This is a genomic window from Labrys neptuniae (assembly GCF_040797145.1).
Taxonomy (GTDB): Bacteria; Pseudomonadota; Alphaproteobacteria; order Rhizobiales; family Labraceae; genus Labrys; species Labrys neptuniae.
The window spans coordinates 1473031-1486543 of record NZ_JBFNQD010000001.1; the positions used below are offsets into that span (position 1 = coordinate 1473031).

15 protein-coding genes are annotated in these 13513 nt (G+C 63.8%); 5 read left to right on the forward strand and 10 right to left on the reverse strand.

The features are described 5' to 3' along the window. Positions 1 to 10 precede the first annotated feature (10 nt). The 3 genes from pgsA to ABXS05_RS07050 all read right to left on the reverse strand — a co-directional run bounded on the left by pgsA (position 11) and on the right by ABXS05_RS07050 (position 3471). Entirely contained in the window at positions 11 to 613 is a 603-nt protein-coding gene (gene pgsA / locus ABXS05_RS07040) for a CDP-diacylglycerol--glycerol-3-phosphate 3-phosphatidyltransferase (RefSeq protein ID WP_105862584.1), read from the reverse strand. Positions 614 to 654: 41 nt separating this feature from the next. Further along, entirely contained in the window at positions 655 to 2622 is a 1968-nt protein-coding gene (gene uvrC, locus ABXS05_RS07045) for an excinuclease ABC subunit UvrC (protein WP_367623375.1), read from the reverse strand. A 102-nt stretch (positions 2623 to 2724) separates the two neighbouring features. Beyond that, on the reverse strand, positions 2725 to 3471 hold the full coding sequence (locus tag ABXS05_RS07050; protein WP_437178631.1) for an SDR family oxidoreductase: 747 nt from the start codon (positions 3469 to 3471) through the stop codon (positions 2725 to 2727). Between the two features lie 258 nt (positions 3472 to 3729). Here ABXS05_RS07050 and ABXS05_RS07055 point away from each other — a divergent pair, with 258 nt between their 5' ends. Together ABXS05_RS07055 and ABXS05_RS07060 are read left to right on the forward strand one after the other, a co-directional pair. Further along, positions 3730 to 4197, forward strand: coding sequence for a hypothetical protein (locus ABXS05_RS07055; RefSeq protein WP_311942401.1), 468 nt, complete (start codon positions 3730 to 3732; stop codon positions 4195 to 4197). A gap of 277 nt (positions 4198 to 4474) precedes the next feature. Further along, positions 4475 to 5110 (forward strand): outer membrane protein, encoded by a 636-nt coding sequence (locus ABXS05_RS07060; protein ID WP_367623376.1) that lies wholly within the window; start codon positions 4475 to 4477, stop codon positions 5108 to 5110. Positions 5111 to 5176: 66 nt separating this feature from the next. Here ABXS05_RS07060 and ABXS05_RS07065 read toward each other — a convergent pair whose 3' ends face one another. Next, entirely contained in the window at positions 5177 to 6073 is an 897-nt protein-coding gene (locus ABXS05_RS07065; protein WP_367623377.1) for a DMT family transporter, read from the reverse strand. 113 nt (positions 6074 to 6186) lie between these two features. Between ABXS05_RS07065 and ABXS05_RS07070 the strand changes: the two genes are divergently transcribed. Further along, the gene (locus tag ABXS05_RS07070) at positions 6187 to 6882 is read left to right on the forward strand and encodes a helix-turn-helix transcriptional regulator (RefSeq protein ID WP_367623378.1); all 696 of its coding nucleotides are present in this window, start codon (positions 6187 to 6189) and stop codon (positions 6880 to 6882) included. Between the two features lie 139 nt (positions 6883 to 7021). On the opposite strand, the gene ABXS05_RS07075 is transcribed toward ABXS05_RS07070, so the two are convergent. From ABXS05_RS07075 to ABXS05_RS07085, 3 genes are all read right to left on the reverse strand, one after another. Continuing rightward, positions 7022 to 7516: a GNAT family N-acetyltransferase gene (locus ABXS05_RS07075; RefSeq protein WP_367623379.1), complete on the reverse strand. Its 495-nt coding sequence runs from the start codon at positions 7514 to 7516 to the stop codon at positions 7022 to 7024. Between the two features lie 4 nt (positions 7517 to 7520). Beyond that, the gene (locus ABXS05_RS07080) at positions 7521 to 8123 is read right to left on the reverse strand and encodes a glutathione S-transferase family protein (protein ID WP_311942446.1); all 603 of its coding nucleotides are present in this window, start codon (positions 8121 to 8123) and stop codon (positions 7521 to 7523) included. Between the two features lie 90 nt (positions 8124 to 8213). Next, entirely contained in the window at positions 8214 to 8426 is a 213-nt protein-coding gene (locus ABXS05_RS07085; RefSeq protein ID WP_068284736.1) for a cold-shock protein, read from the reverse strand. 162 nt (positions 8427 to 8588) lie between these two features. Between ABXS05_RS07085 and ABXS05_RS07090 the strand changes: the two genes are divergently transcribed. Beyond that, positions 8589 to 9497, forward strand: a complete 909-nt coding sequence (locus ABXS05_RS07090; RefSeq protein WP_367623380.1) for an MBL fold metallo-hydrolase — start codon at positions 8589 to 8591, stop codon at positions 9495 to 9497. Here the strand turns inward: ABXS05_RS07090 and ABXS05_RS07095 are convergent. Both ABXS05_RS07095 and ABXS05_RS07100 read right to left on the reverse strand, forming a co-directional pair. Then, a complete protein-coding gene (locus ABXS05_RS07095; protein ID WP_367623381.1) occupies positions 9482 to 10366 on the reverse strand; it encodes a DUF1499 domain-containing protein in 885 nt (294 codons plus the stop codon). The genes ABXS05_RS07090 and ABXS05_RS07095 overlap by 16 nt on opposite strands. Then, positions 10366 to 11079, reverse strand: a complete 714-nt coding sequence (locus tag ABXS05_RS07100; protein WP_367623382.1) for an HAD family hydrolase — start codon at positions 11077 to 11079, stop codon at positions 10366 to 10368. The genes ABXS05_RS07095 and ABXS05_RS07100 overlap by 1 nt, the downstream gene beginning before the upstream one ends. Positions 11080 to 11360: 281 nt before the next feature. Between ABXS05_RS07100 and ABXS05_RS07105 the strand changes: the two genes are divergently transcribed. Beyond that, positions 11361 to 12290, forward strand: coding sequence for a DnaJ C-terminal domain-containing protein (locus ABXS05_RS07105; protein ID WP_367623383.1), 930 nt, complete (start codon positions 11361 to 11363; stop codon positions 12288 to 12290). Between the two features lie 32 nt (positions 12291 to 12322). Here ABXS05_RS07105 and aroC read toward each other — a convergent pair whose 3' ends face one another. Continuing rightward, complete coding sequence (aroC, locus tag ABXS05_RS07110; protein WP_311942372.1) at positions 12323 to 13438, reverse strand: chorismate synthase; 1116 nt, start codon at positions 13436 to 13438, stop codon at positions 12323 to 12325. Positions 13439 to 13513: the final 75 nt, after the last annotated feature.

Here is a 13513-nt window from a genome sequence, read left to right on the forward strand (position 1 = left end):
TCCAGCCTTATTACGCATCCTCGAGGAGATGCTGCACGCCGCTGCGGAAGTAATCATACCCGGTATAGAGCGTCACCACAGCCGAAACCCACAACAGCACCAGGCCGATGATGGTACAGCCGGGCAGGACCGCATCGCCGGCCGGCCCCGCCAGCAGGAAACCGATCGCCAGGAGCTGGACGGTGGTCTTCCATTTGGCAAGCCGCGTTACCGGCACGGAAACACGCAATTCGGCCAGGAACTCCCTGAGACCTGAAACCAGGATCTCGCGGCACAGAATGACGATCGCCGCCCATACGGACAGGTTGCCGATGGTGATGGTTCCCGTCGCCGTCAGCATGAGCAGGCAGGACGATACCAAGAGCTTGTCGGCGATCGGATCGAGCATGCGCCCGAGCGAGGATTGCTGCCCCCAGGCCCTGGCGAGATAGCCATCGAAATAGTCCGTCACCGCCGCCAGCGCGAACGCCCCGAAGGCGACCCAGCGCACCCAGATCACCTCCGGCCAGAACAGGCAGGCCACGACCACCGGCACCGCCGCGATCCGGCCATAGGTGAGGATGTTCGGCAGGGAGAGCGGCGAGGTCCGCTTGGTGGGCGCAGGTGATGTCATGGCTTGAAGGAACATGGCGCGGGCCGCGCCGTCAACCGGGTTTAAGGAGCCTTGTCGTGGAAGAAGTCGTAGACCTTGCGGGCGGTCGCCTGATCGATGCCCGGACAGCCTTCGAGATCGGCCATCGAGGCGCGTTCGATCGCCTTGAGAGTGCCGAAATGCCGCAGCAGCGCACGTTTGCGCTGCGGGCCGATGCCGCCGATTTCCTGGAGCCCTCCCTCCTTCAGGGATTTGGAGCGTTTCTGGCGATGGGCGCCGATGGCGAAGCGGTGGGCTTCGTCCCGCAGGCGCTGCACGAAATAAAGCACGGGATCGCGCGGGGCGAGCTTGAAGGGGGACTTGCCCTCGACGATGAAGGTCTCGCGGCCGGCATCGCGATCGACACCCTTGGCGACGCCGACCAGCGCGACATCCTCGACGCCAAGGTCGGCGAAAACCTCGCGAGCCACCTGCAACTGGCCGGCACCGCCGTCGATGAGCACGAGGTCGGGCCAGGTCGGCATCACGACATCGTCCGGCTCCGCCGCCTCGCCCGGCTCGTCCTTGGGTGTCTCCTTGATCAGGCGGGAAAAGCGTCGCTCCAGCACTTCGCGCATCATGCCGTAGTCGTCGCCCGGCGTGATCTCCGTCGATTTGATGTTGAACTTGCGATAATGCGTCTTGGCGAAGCCTTCGCGTCCGGCCACGATCATGCCGCCAACGGCGTTGGTGCCCATGATGTGGGAGTTGTCATAGACCTCGATGCGGCGCGGTGGCTCTTCGAGGCTGAAAGCCTCGGCGACGCCCTCCAGCAGCTTGAGCTGCGAGGAGGATTCGGCCAGGCGGCGCCCAAGGGCCTCGCGGGCATTGGTGAGGGCATGTTCGACGAGGTCGCGCTTCTCTCCCCGCTTCGGCGTCGCGATCTCGATACGATGGCCGGCACGCAGCGACAGCGCCTCACGCAGGATCTCCCCGCCCTCGACCTCATGCGAAAGCAGCACGAGCTTGGGCGCCGGCTTGTCGTCGTAGAACTGGCCGAGAAAGGCATCGAGCACTTCGACCTCGCTGAGCGTACGGTCGGCCTTGGGAAAATAGGCCCGGTTGCCCCAGTTCTGGCCGGTGCGGAAGAAGAAGACCTCGATGCAGAACTGGCCGGCCTGCTCGTGCACGGCAAAGACGTCCGCTTCCTCGATCGAACGCGGATTGATGCCCTGCGTCGACTGGATGGCCGAAAGTGCCGCGAGCCTGTCGCGATAACGGGCGGCGCGCTCGAATTCCAGGGTCTCGGCGGCCTGCTCCATTTCATGCGCCATCGCTTCCTTGATGGCCTTGGACTTGCCGGTCAGGAAGGCGCGCGCCTCGCTGACCAGGCCGGCATAATCCTCGATGGAGATCTCGCCGGTACAGGGAGCCGAGCAGCGCTTGATCTGGTGCAGCAAACAGGGGCGCGTGCGGGTGGAGAACACCGAATCCGTACAGGATCGGATGAGAAAGGCACGCTCCAGGGCATTCATCGTGCGGTTGACGGCCAGGACGCTGGCGAAGGGGCCGAAATAATCACCCTTGCGCGTGCGCGCGCCGCGATGCTTGGTCAGTTGGGGTGCAGGATGGTCACCCGTCAGCAGGATATAGGGAAAGGACTTGTCGTCGCGCAGCAGCACGTTGAAACGCGGCTTCAGGCTCTTGATTAGGTTGATCTCAAGCAGCAGGGCTTCGGTTTCCGTCTGGGTGGTGACGAACTCCATCGCCGCCGTCTCGGCGATCATGCGGGCGATACGCGCCGTCGGCGCAATGCCACGGGCATAGCTCGCCACCCGCTTCTTGAGCGAATGCGCCTTGCCGACATAGAGCACCGTGCCTTCCGCATCGATCATGCGATAGACCCCCGGCGCATTGGGCAACGTCTTCCAGAAGGCATGGATGACCGCGGTTCCCGCCCGCAGCGAAGACGGCACGGCTTTCTCGTCGAAGGCAAGGTCGACGGAGGAGGAGGCTTCCTCGGTTTCGGCGGGAGCAGGCGAGTCGATCATGGCTGATAAATAGGACGCGGGAAGCGCGCTGGCGAGAGGGCACGCAAAACACCGGTGAAATTGCTACCATCCTCGGCCTGCCGCGGGCTGTTCCGCCCGGATTTACTCAGTCCAGGCCAGATGCTGGCCGCCATCGACGGCGATCATCTGGCCGCTGACGCTACGCGCACGGGCCAGATAGAGCACGGCCTCCACGATATCCTCCACGGCACTGCCATGGCCGAGCGGCGTGCCGGCCGCCTCGGCCGCGAATTCCTCGGGTGTCTGCGAGGCGGCCTGCAGGGTTGGGCCGGGTCCGATGCCGTTGACTCGGATATGCGGCGCCAGGGCCTGGGCCAGGGTCTGCGTGGCGACATGCAGCACGGATTTGCTGAGATAATAGGACACATAGTCCGGCCGGGGATGCAGCACGCGCTGGTCGATCAGATTGACGATGGAGGGGTCGTAGGCAAGCGGGTCGACCTGGGCCGCAAAGGCCTGGGCGAGAAAGATCGGGGCCTGGGCGTTGACGGCGAATTGCCGGTTCCAGATCTGCGCCTGGAGACTGCCGATGCCGTCGGGCTCGAACATCGAGGCCGAATTCACCAGCAGATCGAGGACGCCGATGCCGGCGCGCGCCTCCTCGACGATTGCACTTACCTTGTCACCCGCGGCCAGATCACCCACGACGATACAGGTCCTGCGTCCCATGGCCGCAATTTGCGCCGCCGCATCCTCCGCTTCCGCGCGCGAACGATTGCAATGGAGCGCGACATCATATCCGGCCTGGGCCAGCCCAAGCGCGATGCTCCGACCGATACGCTTGGCGGCGCCGGTCACCAAAGCGCGTTGCGCACGAGCCTTTTCCACCATTTTCTCCATTCCTTCCGCAGGCTTGTCTTCATACTGCGTTTACGATGCAGGCAGATTGCTGCCCAGCGTTAACGTCGATCAACCACTGGACAGTGTTCAAGTGACGGACTGGCCCATGCCAGCACTGGAGCAAGGCACGCCCATGGCTGAACGTTTTTTGCTCCAGCTCTTTGGTTCGACGCGTCTTTGTGATTCGTGGTAGCTCCCTTCAATCGCAAGACGCTTTGGCACTGGAACAGGCAACACTGGGACACGATGCTGAAGGTCACTTTCCTCACTTGCGCGATCCTGGCCTGGCAGCCCCTCATTGGAGCAGCGCAGGCCGGCGAGGCTGTGCCTGGGGCGCCCTCCGCCCTGTCGCTGGTGTGGACCGGTCGCTTCATTGCCGTAACCAAGGCGCCGGTGCTGGCGGGCGTCGCTCCGCAGGCCGCTGCCAAGCCGGCCCGCCCGACGGCTGGCTATGACGATGTCGACATTGTCGGCTCCATCCCGGCCAATCCCTCGGGAGAGAGTGGCAAGAATCGCTCGCCCATGCGCACTGCACGCCCGGCAGGCCTCTGTCTTCTGCCCGGCCTCACCTCCGGCCGGGGTGATGATCTGGCCTGCGGCGGCGCCCAGAATAATCGCTGGTCGGCCCGCGCGACGGCGTTCAACTATGATTTGGGCACGGTTCATTCCGATTTTGCCAATGCGCCCGCGCCCTATGCCGCCGGATGGGAATGAAGAACCATTCCGACAACACCAGAATTCATGAAATTAAATTCTCATTAACCATAATAAATTTTGAATTACCCTAAGGAAATCTTTAGAACATACATTATAGTTAACAAATCATTTCAAATATAATTTAAGTTATTGCCATAATGTCGCCTTGTTAAATCTACTTAATAAACCCATCAGGCAACTTTCTCTTAATAGTCTTCACGTAACACGGTCGCATGATTGTTCGATGGGTTGGGGATACCGGCGTCATCGCGTGTATGAGTTCCAGGAGTTCACGATGAAAAAGCTTCTTCTCGCCACAGCATTGACGCTGATCACCGGATCCGCCTTCGCGGCCGACATTCCGCCCTATCAGGAGCCCGCTCCGGCCTATCAGGCACCGGCCTCCAATGTGACCTGGACGGGCTTCTATGCCGGTATCAATCTCGGCTACGGCTTTTCCGGTGACTTCGATGCCGATCGCGGCGTCCGCTTGAACGAGGCCAGCGGCTTCACCGGCGGTGTCCAGGCCGGCTACAACATGCAGTACGATCCGATCGTGATCGGCCTCGAAGGCTCGCTGAACTACGCCGACATCACCGACAAATATGACGGCCACAAGGGTACCTACGGCTTCAACGGCTCGATCACGCCCCGCATCGGCTACGCCATGGGTGACTTCCTGCCCTATATCAAGGCGGGCCTTGCCTTCGGCGATGTCGAGATCAACCGCTTCGGCGCCAAGGATTCGCAGTGGCAGGTCGGTTGGACCGCCGGCTTCGGTGCCGAATATCGCGTGACCCCGGAAGTGTCGGTCCGGGCTGAATACAACTATACCAGCTACGGCAAGGATGACTTCGACATCCGCAGCGGTATCGTCAAGGCCGGCTATAGCGGCAGCGACATCAAGCTGGGCGTCAACTATCATTTCTGATCCGTTCAGAAGACAGCGCTCCGAAAAGGCCCGGCACAACGCCGGGCCTTTTTCGTTCGATGATCGTCAGCCGGCCTTGATAGTCGATATCCGGCCTTCCCAGATCATGCTGCCCACCACGGCCAGGAGAACCACAGCGCCGCCGGCCAGGGCCGCCGTTCCCGGCGCTTCTCCGAAAGCAAGCCAGACCCACAGGGGCGCAAGGGGCGTCTCCAAGGCGCCGATCAGCGCCGTCTGGGCTGCCGGAATGAACTTCGCGCCGATGGTAAAGCAGACCAGAGCCAGGCCCATATTGCTCACGCCGAATGCCACCAGCAAGACAACTTCATCAGCATTCGCCGGCCAGCTCGACATCAGAGGCGCGCTGATGAGGGCCGGCACCAGCGCCGACAGGCAGGCAGCCGGCACCAGTGGCACATCGGGAAAGCGCCGCCGCATCACCACGAAGGCGGCCACCAGCACCGTCATTGCCAGTGCGAGGGCATCGCCGATCAGGCTCCCCTGCCCGCCGCCGCCGGCCACGGTCAGCGCCACACCTACGACCGCGAACAGGCTGGCGACCAGCACCGCCGCTGAAGCCCGTTCGCGCATCACCAGCCAGGCCAGGCCCGCCGCCACGAAGGGCACCGTCGCATAGATGATCGAGACATGGGCCACGCTGGTGAGTCGCAGCGATGCCACGAAACAGGCCATGCCCAGGCTGGACAGCAGGCAGAAGCCCAGGCCGACCCATCCCATCGCCCTGAAGCTGCGCCAGGTGTTGCGGCCTTCCAACGCCAGGATGAAGGCGAGGCTGGTGGCTGCACCGAACAGGCCACGCCAGAACAGCAGGGCGGCAATGTCGAGGGGTACCGCTCGGGTGAAATAGCCGGCCGAACTCCACAGGATGGCGGAGGCCGTCACCAGCGCCACACCGAGATGGCGCGGGGTGAATGCGGCCGGCATGCTCCCTTCGATGGACATGGCAATCTCCGATACGGCTGATGCCGATTGACAGATGCCGATTGAAGCAGAACCCTGCTGCCAAGAATCTGTCAGCAGTCTCTGCACAGACCGCAATCAATGGCTTGTTGCCCATGCGCCGCACCACACGCCTGTTCGAGATCATCCAGTTGCTGCGCGTCGCCAAGAAGCCGGTAACCGCCGAGGCGATCGCGGCGCAGCTCGAAGTCGCCAAACGCACCATCTATCGCGACATCGCCTCGCTCCAGGCCCTGTCGGTGCCCATCTATGGCGAAGCCGGCATCGGCTATGTCATGCGCTCCGGCTACGACCTGCCGCCGCTGATGCTGTCGATCGAGGAAGTCGAGGCCCTCGTGGTCGCGCTCGGACTGCTGGAGCGCACCGACGACCGTGCGCTCAAGGCGGCAGCAGGCTCGATCCGCGCCAAGATCGCCACCGTCCTGCCGGTTGCCAACCGCGAGCCGATCGACAAGACCAGCCTCTTCGTGCCGCAATGGATCCATCCCGAGCCGATCAGCATCGACCTTGCCGCCATTCGCCTGGCCATTCGCGACGAACGCAAATTGCTGCTGCACTATGCCGACGTCGAGGGACGGGAAAGCCGGCGGATCGTCCGCCCGATCGCCATGATCTACTATGTCGAGGTGATGCATGTCGTAGCCTGGTGCGAGCTGCGCCGGGATTTCCGTAGCTTCAGGGCCGACCGCATCCGCCATTGCGAGGTCATGGAGGAGCGTTTCGAGGGCGAAAGCGCGGTTTTGCGCACTGCCTGGGAAGCACGCCAGCGTGAAGAGGCGCCACAGCGCTAGAGCAAGGCGCGTTCGAGCGTGAACGCTTATTTGCTCTAACTCCTTGTTCCCAAGCCAATCCTGAGGATTGGCCAGAGCTTCCTTGCGATTCTTGGTGATTCCACCAAATCGCAAAACGCTTTGGCGTCCGATCAGGCCTTCAGACTAACACCATCAACCTGGCCGGGCCATCCTCGGTTGCCACCAGGTCTCGCGCCTGAAAGCCCGCTTTGGCATAGGCCGCCTGTGCTCGCCGATTGGCAGGGTCGGGATCAACCACGACCATCGGCGCCCCCTCTGCCTGCAAATGCTGTGCCAACAGGCGCAGATAGGCCGGGCCGTGGCCACGACCGAGCATGGCGGGATCCCCGATGAACGTATCGATGCCGCGTGTGCCGACCGGAAAAGCGGCCAGATGCGGCTGTTCCCAAGCGTGGACTTCATAGTCCTGGACATAGGCAAAGGGTCGCGCTTCGAAGCTGACGATCCGCATTACCATGCGCGGATCGGCGAGGTCCTCCCTGAGCAATTCCAGCTGCTTGTCCGCATCCTGCCACCAGCAGGCCACTTCGGGCTCGCGCAGCCAGGCCGCCAGCAAGGGCAGGTCGCCCACGGCTGCCGGGCGGAAGCGATAGGGGCCACCATTCAGGCCCATCGCCTCACTGCGGACGCGTCAGGCCGAAAGCCGGGATTTCCGCCTCGAAGGCGGCCAACCAGGCTTGCAGCTTGGGATGATGCTGCCGCCAGGTTCCGGCAAAGCGCAAATCGAGATAGCCGAGCGCGCAGGCCAGTGCGATGCTTCCCGCGTCCAGTGCCGGGTCGAAGGCCCCTGCCCGTGCCTCGAATTGAGCCAGGCCGCGCGCGACCTTGCCGGCCTGGATATCGAGCCATTTGGCACTGCGCTGGTCCTCGGGACGTATCCTCGCTTCATAGACCTGGAGCAGGGAGGCATCCATGATGCCGTCCGCCAGGGCCTGACGGGTCAGCACCTCATAGCGTTCCGGGCCCTGCGGCATGATCCGCCCGCCTCCTGCGAGGTGGTCGAGATAGTCGAGAATGACCCGGCTGTCGTAGAGGATGGTCCCGTCATCCAGGATCAACACCGGGATCTTGCCGAGCGGGTTCTGCTCGCGCAGGCTATCCTGCGGATCATTGGTATCCGCCGGGACCACGGTGATGCGATCGAACAGGCCGAGATAGTGGGCGGCGATCTTGACCTTCCGACCGAAGGGCGAAGGAGGCGAGGAGCGCAATTGCATGATGAAGCCGAAATCCAGCTGCTGGAATCATGAGCGCCTGCAAGCGCTCATCCATCCATTACCGCATTTCAGCCGCAAGCGCGGAAATACCGATCAGGCTTTCACCAGATTGACGGCCTTCGGTCCCTTGCCCTTCTTGTCGGGCTCGACATCGAAGGAGATCTTCTGGCCTTCAGACAATGTACCCAGACCGGAACTTTCGACTGCGGTGATGTGAACAAAGATGTCGCGTCCACCATCGTCAGGCGTTATGAAGCCATAGCCTTTTTGGGTGTTGAAGAACTTGACGGTGCCGCTCTGCGCCATCTTACGCTCCCAGTCCCGATCTGGCCGGATGACCAGATCCATTCCACACCAGTACGCAATGAGTTTCATCCAAAGGACGTTTGTACGCAAGAGGCGATATCGGCGGCCGGACCGATAGGCCCTTGCCGCACCGGACAAATTTTACCGATACTGGAAATTCCTATGGGCGAAGACATACCTTACAACCGTGAGGCGCCGCCGCCGGGCATCCTCGAGGAATTGTCGCCGGGTGTCCGCCGCATCCTGGCTCCCAATGGCGGTGCCTTCACCTTTACCGGTACCTGTTCCTATATCGTCGGACGCGGCAAGGTCGCGATCATCGACCCCGGACCGGACGATCCTGATCACGCCGCTGCCCTGCTGGCAGCCGTGCACGACGAGGAAGTGGTGGCGATTGCCGTCACTCACACCCACCGCGACCACTCGCCGGGCGTGTCGGCGCTGGTATCGGCCACCGGCGCGCCCACCTACGGCGCCGGCCCGCATCGCAGCGCCCGCCCCCTGCATGACGGCGAGATCAATCTGCTCGATGCCGCCGGCGACCTCGCCTTCCAGCCCGACATTGTCCTGACCGAAGGCGATCGCTTCGGTCCGCCGGACTGGCCGTTGACGGCACTGGCGACGCCCGGCCACTGCGCCAACCATCTCGCCTTTTCGCTGGAAGCGGACAAGGTGCTGTTGTCGGGCGACCATGTCATGGCCTGGTCCACCAGCATCGTCGCCCCACCCGACGGCTCGATGGGAGACTACATGGCCTCGCTGGAGAAACTTCTCGGCAGGCCGGAGGCACGCTATTTCCCTGGCCATGGCGGCCCGGTCGAACAGCCCCAGCGCTTCGTGCGCGCGATGATCCAGCATCGCCGCATGCGCGAGGCTTCGATCCTGCAGGCCCTCGGCGAAGGCCCTGCGCCGATCACGCCCTTGACCGCCAGGGTCTATGCGGGGCTGCCGGCCGGGTTGCAGGGAGCGGCGGCCCTCAACCTCTTCGCCCATCTCGAAGACCTGGTCCAGCGCGGCAAGGTCGCCACCGAGGGGGCCCCTTCCATGGCGGGCCGCTACTGGCTCGCCTGATCCGGCGTCAGCGCCCGATCGCGCAACTCGGCCATGAAACTCTGCACATGCTTGGCGTTGGCTCCGAAATCATAGGAGCCGTAGCGAGCAGCCGAACGCATGTCGATGCGCGTCTTGCCGCCCTCGCTCCGGATGCGCAGCGCAATGTCGTCGACAGTACCCAGAATGGTGGATGAGGCGACCGCCTCGATACGATCGCCAAAGTGCCTCTGCGTGGAGGCCGAACCCGCGGTCGGGCCTCCCATCGCGTCGGCGTCCACGCGATCGCCATCCTCGCGGATGCTGTCAGGCAGGCGGATACGCGCGGCCATCTCGCCGAAGCGCAGATCACCCACGACCTGCCAGCGCCTCTCCCGCATCAGGCGAAGCGCGATCTTGCGGATATCGTCCGGCGGCACGTCGAGGAGAATCGACTGGACCTGCGGCAAGGCCTCGCGCTGATACGCCGCCAGCCCCGCCGCATAGGCGGTGGAATTGGCGTCCGCCGTGCGTGTGCGGGTAGCATGGGCCAGGGGCGGAGGATCCTCGGGATCGGTGCTGACATCGACGATTCCGGGCACGCTGAGGGCAAGGCTGGTGGCGATCGCTGCGGGCCCGAGCACCAGGATGGCAAGCAGGAAGGCACTGAAGGCTCTGCCGAAACCTCGCTCGCCCTTGCGCCAGATCACCTGGAAGGCGACCACGGCGCAGAGCAAGGCGGCGCAGGCTGCCAGCAGTCCCGCGCACAGGGCGGCAAAACCGGCCTTGAGCGGGGCGAGATGGAAGCGCAGCAGCACCAGGGAGATCAGCACCACCTCGAAGGCGAAGACCGCCAAGCTCTGCGCGGTACGGGCCCAGCCGGTCGGCGGAGGCGCCGGGCGTCGCAGCATCAGGGCGCGCCCGCCAGCGACTGCAGGAGATCGGGCAGGTCCATCACGCTGTCGATGACGTGATCGGCATGCGGCGCGAGTTCTTCCCGCTTGGCAAAACCGCTGAGCACGGCGATAGCCGTGCCGCCGGCCGCCTTGACGGCATGAAGGTCATGGGTGGAGTCGCCGACCAGGGCGATTTCCTGAGGCTTCACCCCGAACGCCTGGGCAAAGCCGAGTACCGGACCCGGCTCCGGCTTGCGGCCATGGCCCGAATCATAGCCGAGCACGGCGTCGAGCCAGGGCATCAGGCCGAGCTTCTCGCAGTGCGCACGGGCACCCGCCTCGGAATCATTGGTGCAGATGCCCAGCAGATAGCCTCGGCTCTTCAGGGTGGACAGAAGCCAGGGCGGATCACCGATGGGCGTGACATGTTTCAGGCCCTCCTCGATGAAGATGCGGTCCATCTGTTCGAAGAAGGCGGTATCGGCGACCTCCCCGAGCACTTCAGCCCAGGCGACCCCATAATCGGCCGAAGATTCGGCCACCAGCACCGAATGCGGCAGGATGCGGTGGCTCTCCAAATCGTAATCGTTGATCTCGACCAGCCGTGCCATCTTCTCGGGGTCGCCACCGCTCAGGCGCTGCATGGCGGCATAGGCCGCAGCGCTCCAGGTGAGATGGAAGTCGACCAGGGTTCCGTCCTTGTCGAAGAGTATGGCGCGTATCGGCATGGCGAATCCCAGTCTACAGCCCTTTCCCGCCCTCCATAAGGAATTTGGCAAGCGCGGCATACCGAATTCGCGCGAAAACAGGAGGCTGGAACAAGAGATCGTCCATCAAGCGTCAAAACGACCCCTGAGCCGTCATTGCTGGAACTCACCGCCTTTCGGAGATTTCGCAGTGCAAGCATATTGCGGAATCCCGTATTAAATCCCATGTCTTGGGCGCACGTGGGCCTTGTGCCACGGTGGCGGGCTGCCCATCAGGGGGCCGGCGGGAGAGATTTTGAAACATGCGTGACCCCTATAGCGTCCTTGGCGTTTCCAAGACGGCAAGCTTGGCTGAGATCAAGAAGGCCTTCCGGAAACTCGCCAAGCAGTACCACCCCGATCAGAACAAGGATGCCAAGGCCGCGGCGAAGTTCGCCGAGGTCAACAGCGCCTATGAAATCGTCGGTGACGAAAAGAAGCGGGCCCAGTTCGATCGTGGCGAGATCGACGCCGAGGGCAAGCCCCGCTTCCAGGGCTTCGAGGCTGCGGGTGGTCCCGGCGGCTTCGGGCGCGACACCGGTGGCTTCGAGTTCAATTTCGGCGGTGGTCGGGGCGGCAGTGCTGGCGGCGGTTTTGCGGGCGGCTTCGACGACATCCTCAGCGAGATGTTCGGCGGACGCGCCCAGCGCGGCGGCGGTTCGCGCGGCTCGGCGCCCCGCGGCGAGGATATCCAGGTCACCGGCCAGATTCCCTTCACGGTCTGGGCGCTGGGCGGCAAGACACGGGTCGAGCTCGGGCCGGGCCGCATGGTGGATGCCTCCATTCCGGCAGGCATCGCTCCAGGCAAGACCATTCGCCTGAGGGGCCAGGGCGAGCCCAGCCCGTTCGGCGGCGAGCCAGGCGATGCGCTGATTACGGTGGCCGTGGCACCGCACGAGACGTTTCGTGCCGAAGGCAGGAATGTTCGCGTCGATGTCAACGTGACCCTCTACGAGGCCGCTCTCGGCGCCAAGGTACGCGTGCCGACGCTGGACGGCTCGGTCGATCTCACTTTGCCTGCCGGCACCACGGGGCTGCGCTCCTTCCGCCTCAAGGGCAAGGGCGTGCAGGCCAAGGACGGTCCGGGCGATCTCATCGTCCAGCCCAGGATCATCATGCCCGGCACGATCGATCCCGAACTCGAGGCCGCCCTCGTGAAGCTGCGCGACAAGGGCTACGATATCGGGCGCTGAATTGGGGAGCGGGTCTTCAAACCCGCCCGCCGTTATTTCTCGAAGGGCCAGGCAACCGGCGCGCCGACCTGGCCGCGATGGCGCAGAAGATGGTCCGCAAGCACGCAGGCCATCATCGCCTCGCCCACCGGCACCGCCCGGATGCCGACACAGGGGTCATGGCGCCCCTTGGTAACGATATCGGTGTCGTGGCCATAACGATCCACCGTGCGTCGCTCCTGCAGGATGGAAGAGGTCGGCTTCACGGCGAAGCGCACCACCACGGGCTGGCCGGTGGAGATGCCGCCGAGAATGCCGCCGGCATGGTTGGAGAGGAACAGCGGCCTGCCGTCATTGCCCATGCGCATCTCGTCGGCGTTCGCCTCGCCCCCGAGTTCGGCAGCGGCAAAGCCATCCCCGATCTCCACACCCTTGACCGCATTGATGCTCATCATCGCCGCCGCCAGATCCGAATCGAGCTTGCCGTAGATCGGAGCGCCGAGGCCGGGCTGCACCCCTTCGGCCACCACCTCAATCACCGCGCCGATCGACGAACCCGCCTTTCGTATGCCGTCGAGATACTCCTCGAAGAAGACAGCCGCGACCGGATCCGGACAGAAGAAGGGATTGGCGTCCACCGCCTCCCAATCCCAGCGGCTGCGGTCGATCTTGTGCGGCCCCATCTGCACGAGCGCTCCGCGAACGGTCACGCCGGGCAGGACCTGCCGGGCCACCGCTCCGGCCGCCACGCGGGCTGCGGTCTCGCGTGCCGAGGATCGCCCGCCGCCGCGATAGTCGCGAATGCCGTATTTGACGTCATAGGCATAGTCGGCGTGGCCGGGGCGATACTTGTCCTTGATCTCCCCGTAATCCTTCGAACGCTGATCGACATTCTCGATCATCAAATGGATCGGCGTCCCCGTGGTCAGCAATTGCCCACCCGCTTCGTCCGCCATCACGCCGGAAAGGATGCGTACGGCATCGGGTTCGCGACGCTGGGTTGTGAAGCGGCTCTGGCCCGGCTTGCGGCGGTCGAGGAAGCCCTGGATCATCGCCTCGCTGATCGGCAGGCGCGGCGGACAGCCATCGATCACGCAGCCCAGCGCCACGCCGTGACTCTCGCCATAGGTGGTAACGCGGAAGAGATGGCCGAAGCTGTTGAAGGACATGGGAACTCGCAGGGAACGGATGATGGCCGCCTTCTACAGCATTCGCGCCAAAACTCAATTTCGACCGTGTTCCTG

Coding starts and splice junctions, on each gene's coding strand:
- pgsA (WP_105862584.1), bottom strand. CDS start 613: ATGACATCACCTGCGCCCACCAAGCGGACCTCGCCGCTCTCCCTGCCG.
- uvrC (WP_367623375.1), bottom strand. CDS start 2,622: ATGATCGACTCGCCTGCTCCCGCCGAAACCGAGGAAGCCTCCTCCTCC.
- ABXS05_RS07055 (WP_311942401.1), top strand. CDS start 3,730: ATGCTGAAGGTCACTTTCCTCACTTGCGCGATCCTGGCCTGGCAGCCC.
- ABXS05_RS07060 (WP_367623376.1), top strand. CDS start 4,475: ATGAAAAAGCTTCTTCTCGCCACAGCATTGACGCTGATCACCGGATCC.
- ABXS05_RS07065 (WP_367623377.1), bottom strand. CDS start 6,073: ATGTCCATCGAAGGGAGCATGCCGGCCGCATTCACCCCGCGCCATCTC.
- ABXS05_RS07070 (WP_367623378.1), top strand. CDS start 6,187: ATGCGCCGCACCACACGCCTGTTCGAGATCATCCAGTTGCTGCGCGTC.
- ABXS05_RS07075 (WP_367623379.1), bottom strand. CDS start 7,516: ATGGGCCTGAATGGTGGCCCCTATCGCTTCCGCCCGGCAGCCGTGGGC.
- ABXS05_RS07085 (WP_068284736.1), bottom strand. CDS start 8,426: ATGGCGCAGAGCGGCACCGTCAAGTTCTTCAACACCCAAAAAGGCTAT.
- ABXS05_RS07090 (WP_367623380.1), top strand. CDS start 8,589: ATGGGCGAAGACATACCTTACAACCGTGAGGCGCCGCCGCCGGGCATC.
- ABXS05_RS07095 (WP_367623381.1), bottom strand. CDS start 10,366: ATGCTGCGACGCCCGGCGCCTCCGCCGACCGGCTGGGCCCGTACCGCG.
- ABXS05_RS07100 (WP_367623382.1), bottom strand. CDS start 11,079: ATGCCGATACGCGCCATACTCTTCGACAAGGACGGAACCCTGGTCGAC.
- ABXS05_RS07105 (WP_367623383.1), top strand. CDS start 11,361: ATGCGTGACCCCTATAGCGTCCTTGGCGTTTCCAAGACGGCAAGCTTG.
- aroC (WP_311942372.1), bottom strand. CDS start 13,438: ATGTCCTTCAACAGCTTCGGCCATCTCTTCCGCGTTACCACCTATGGC.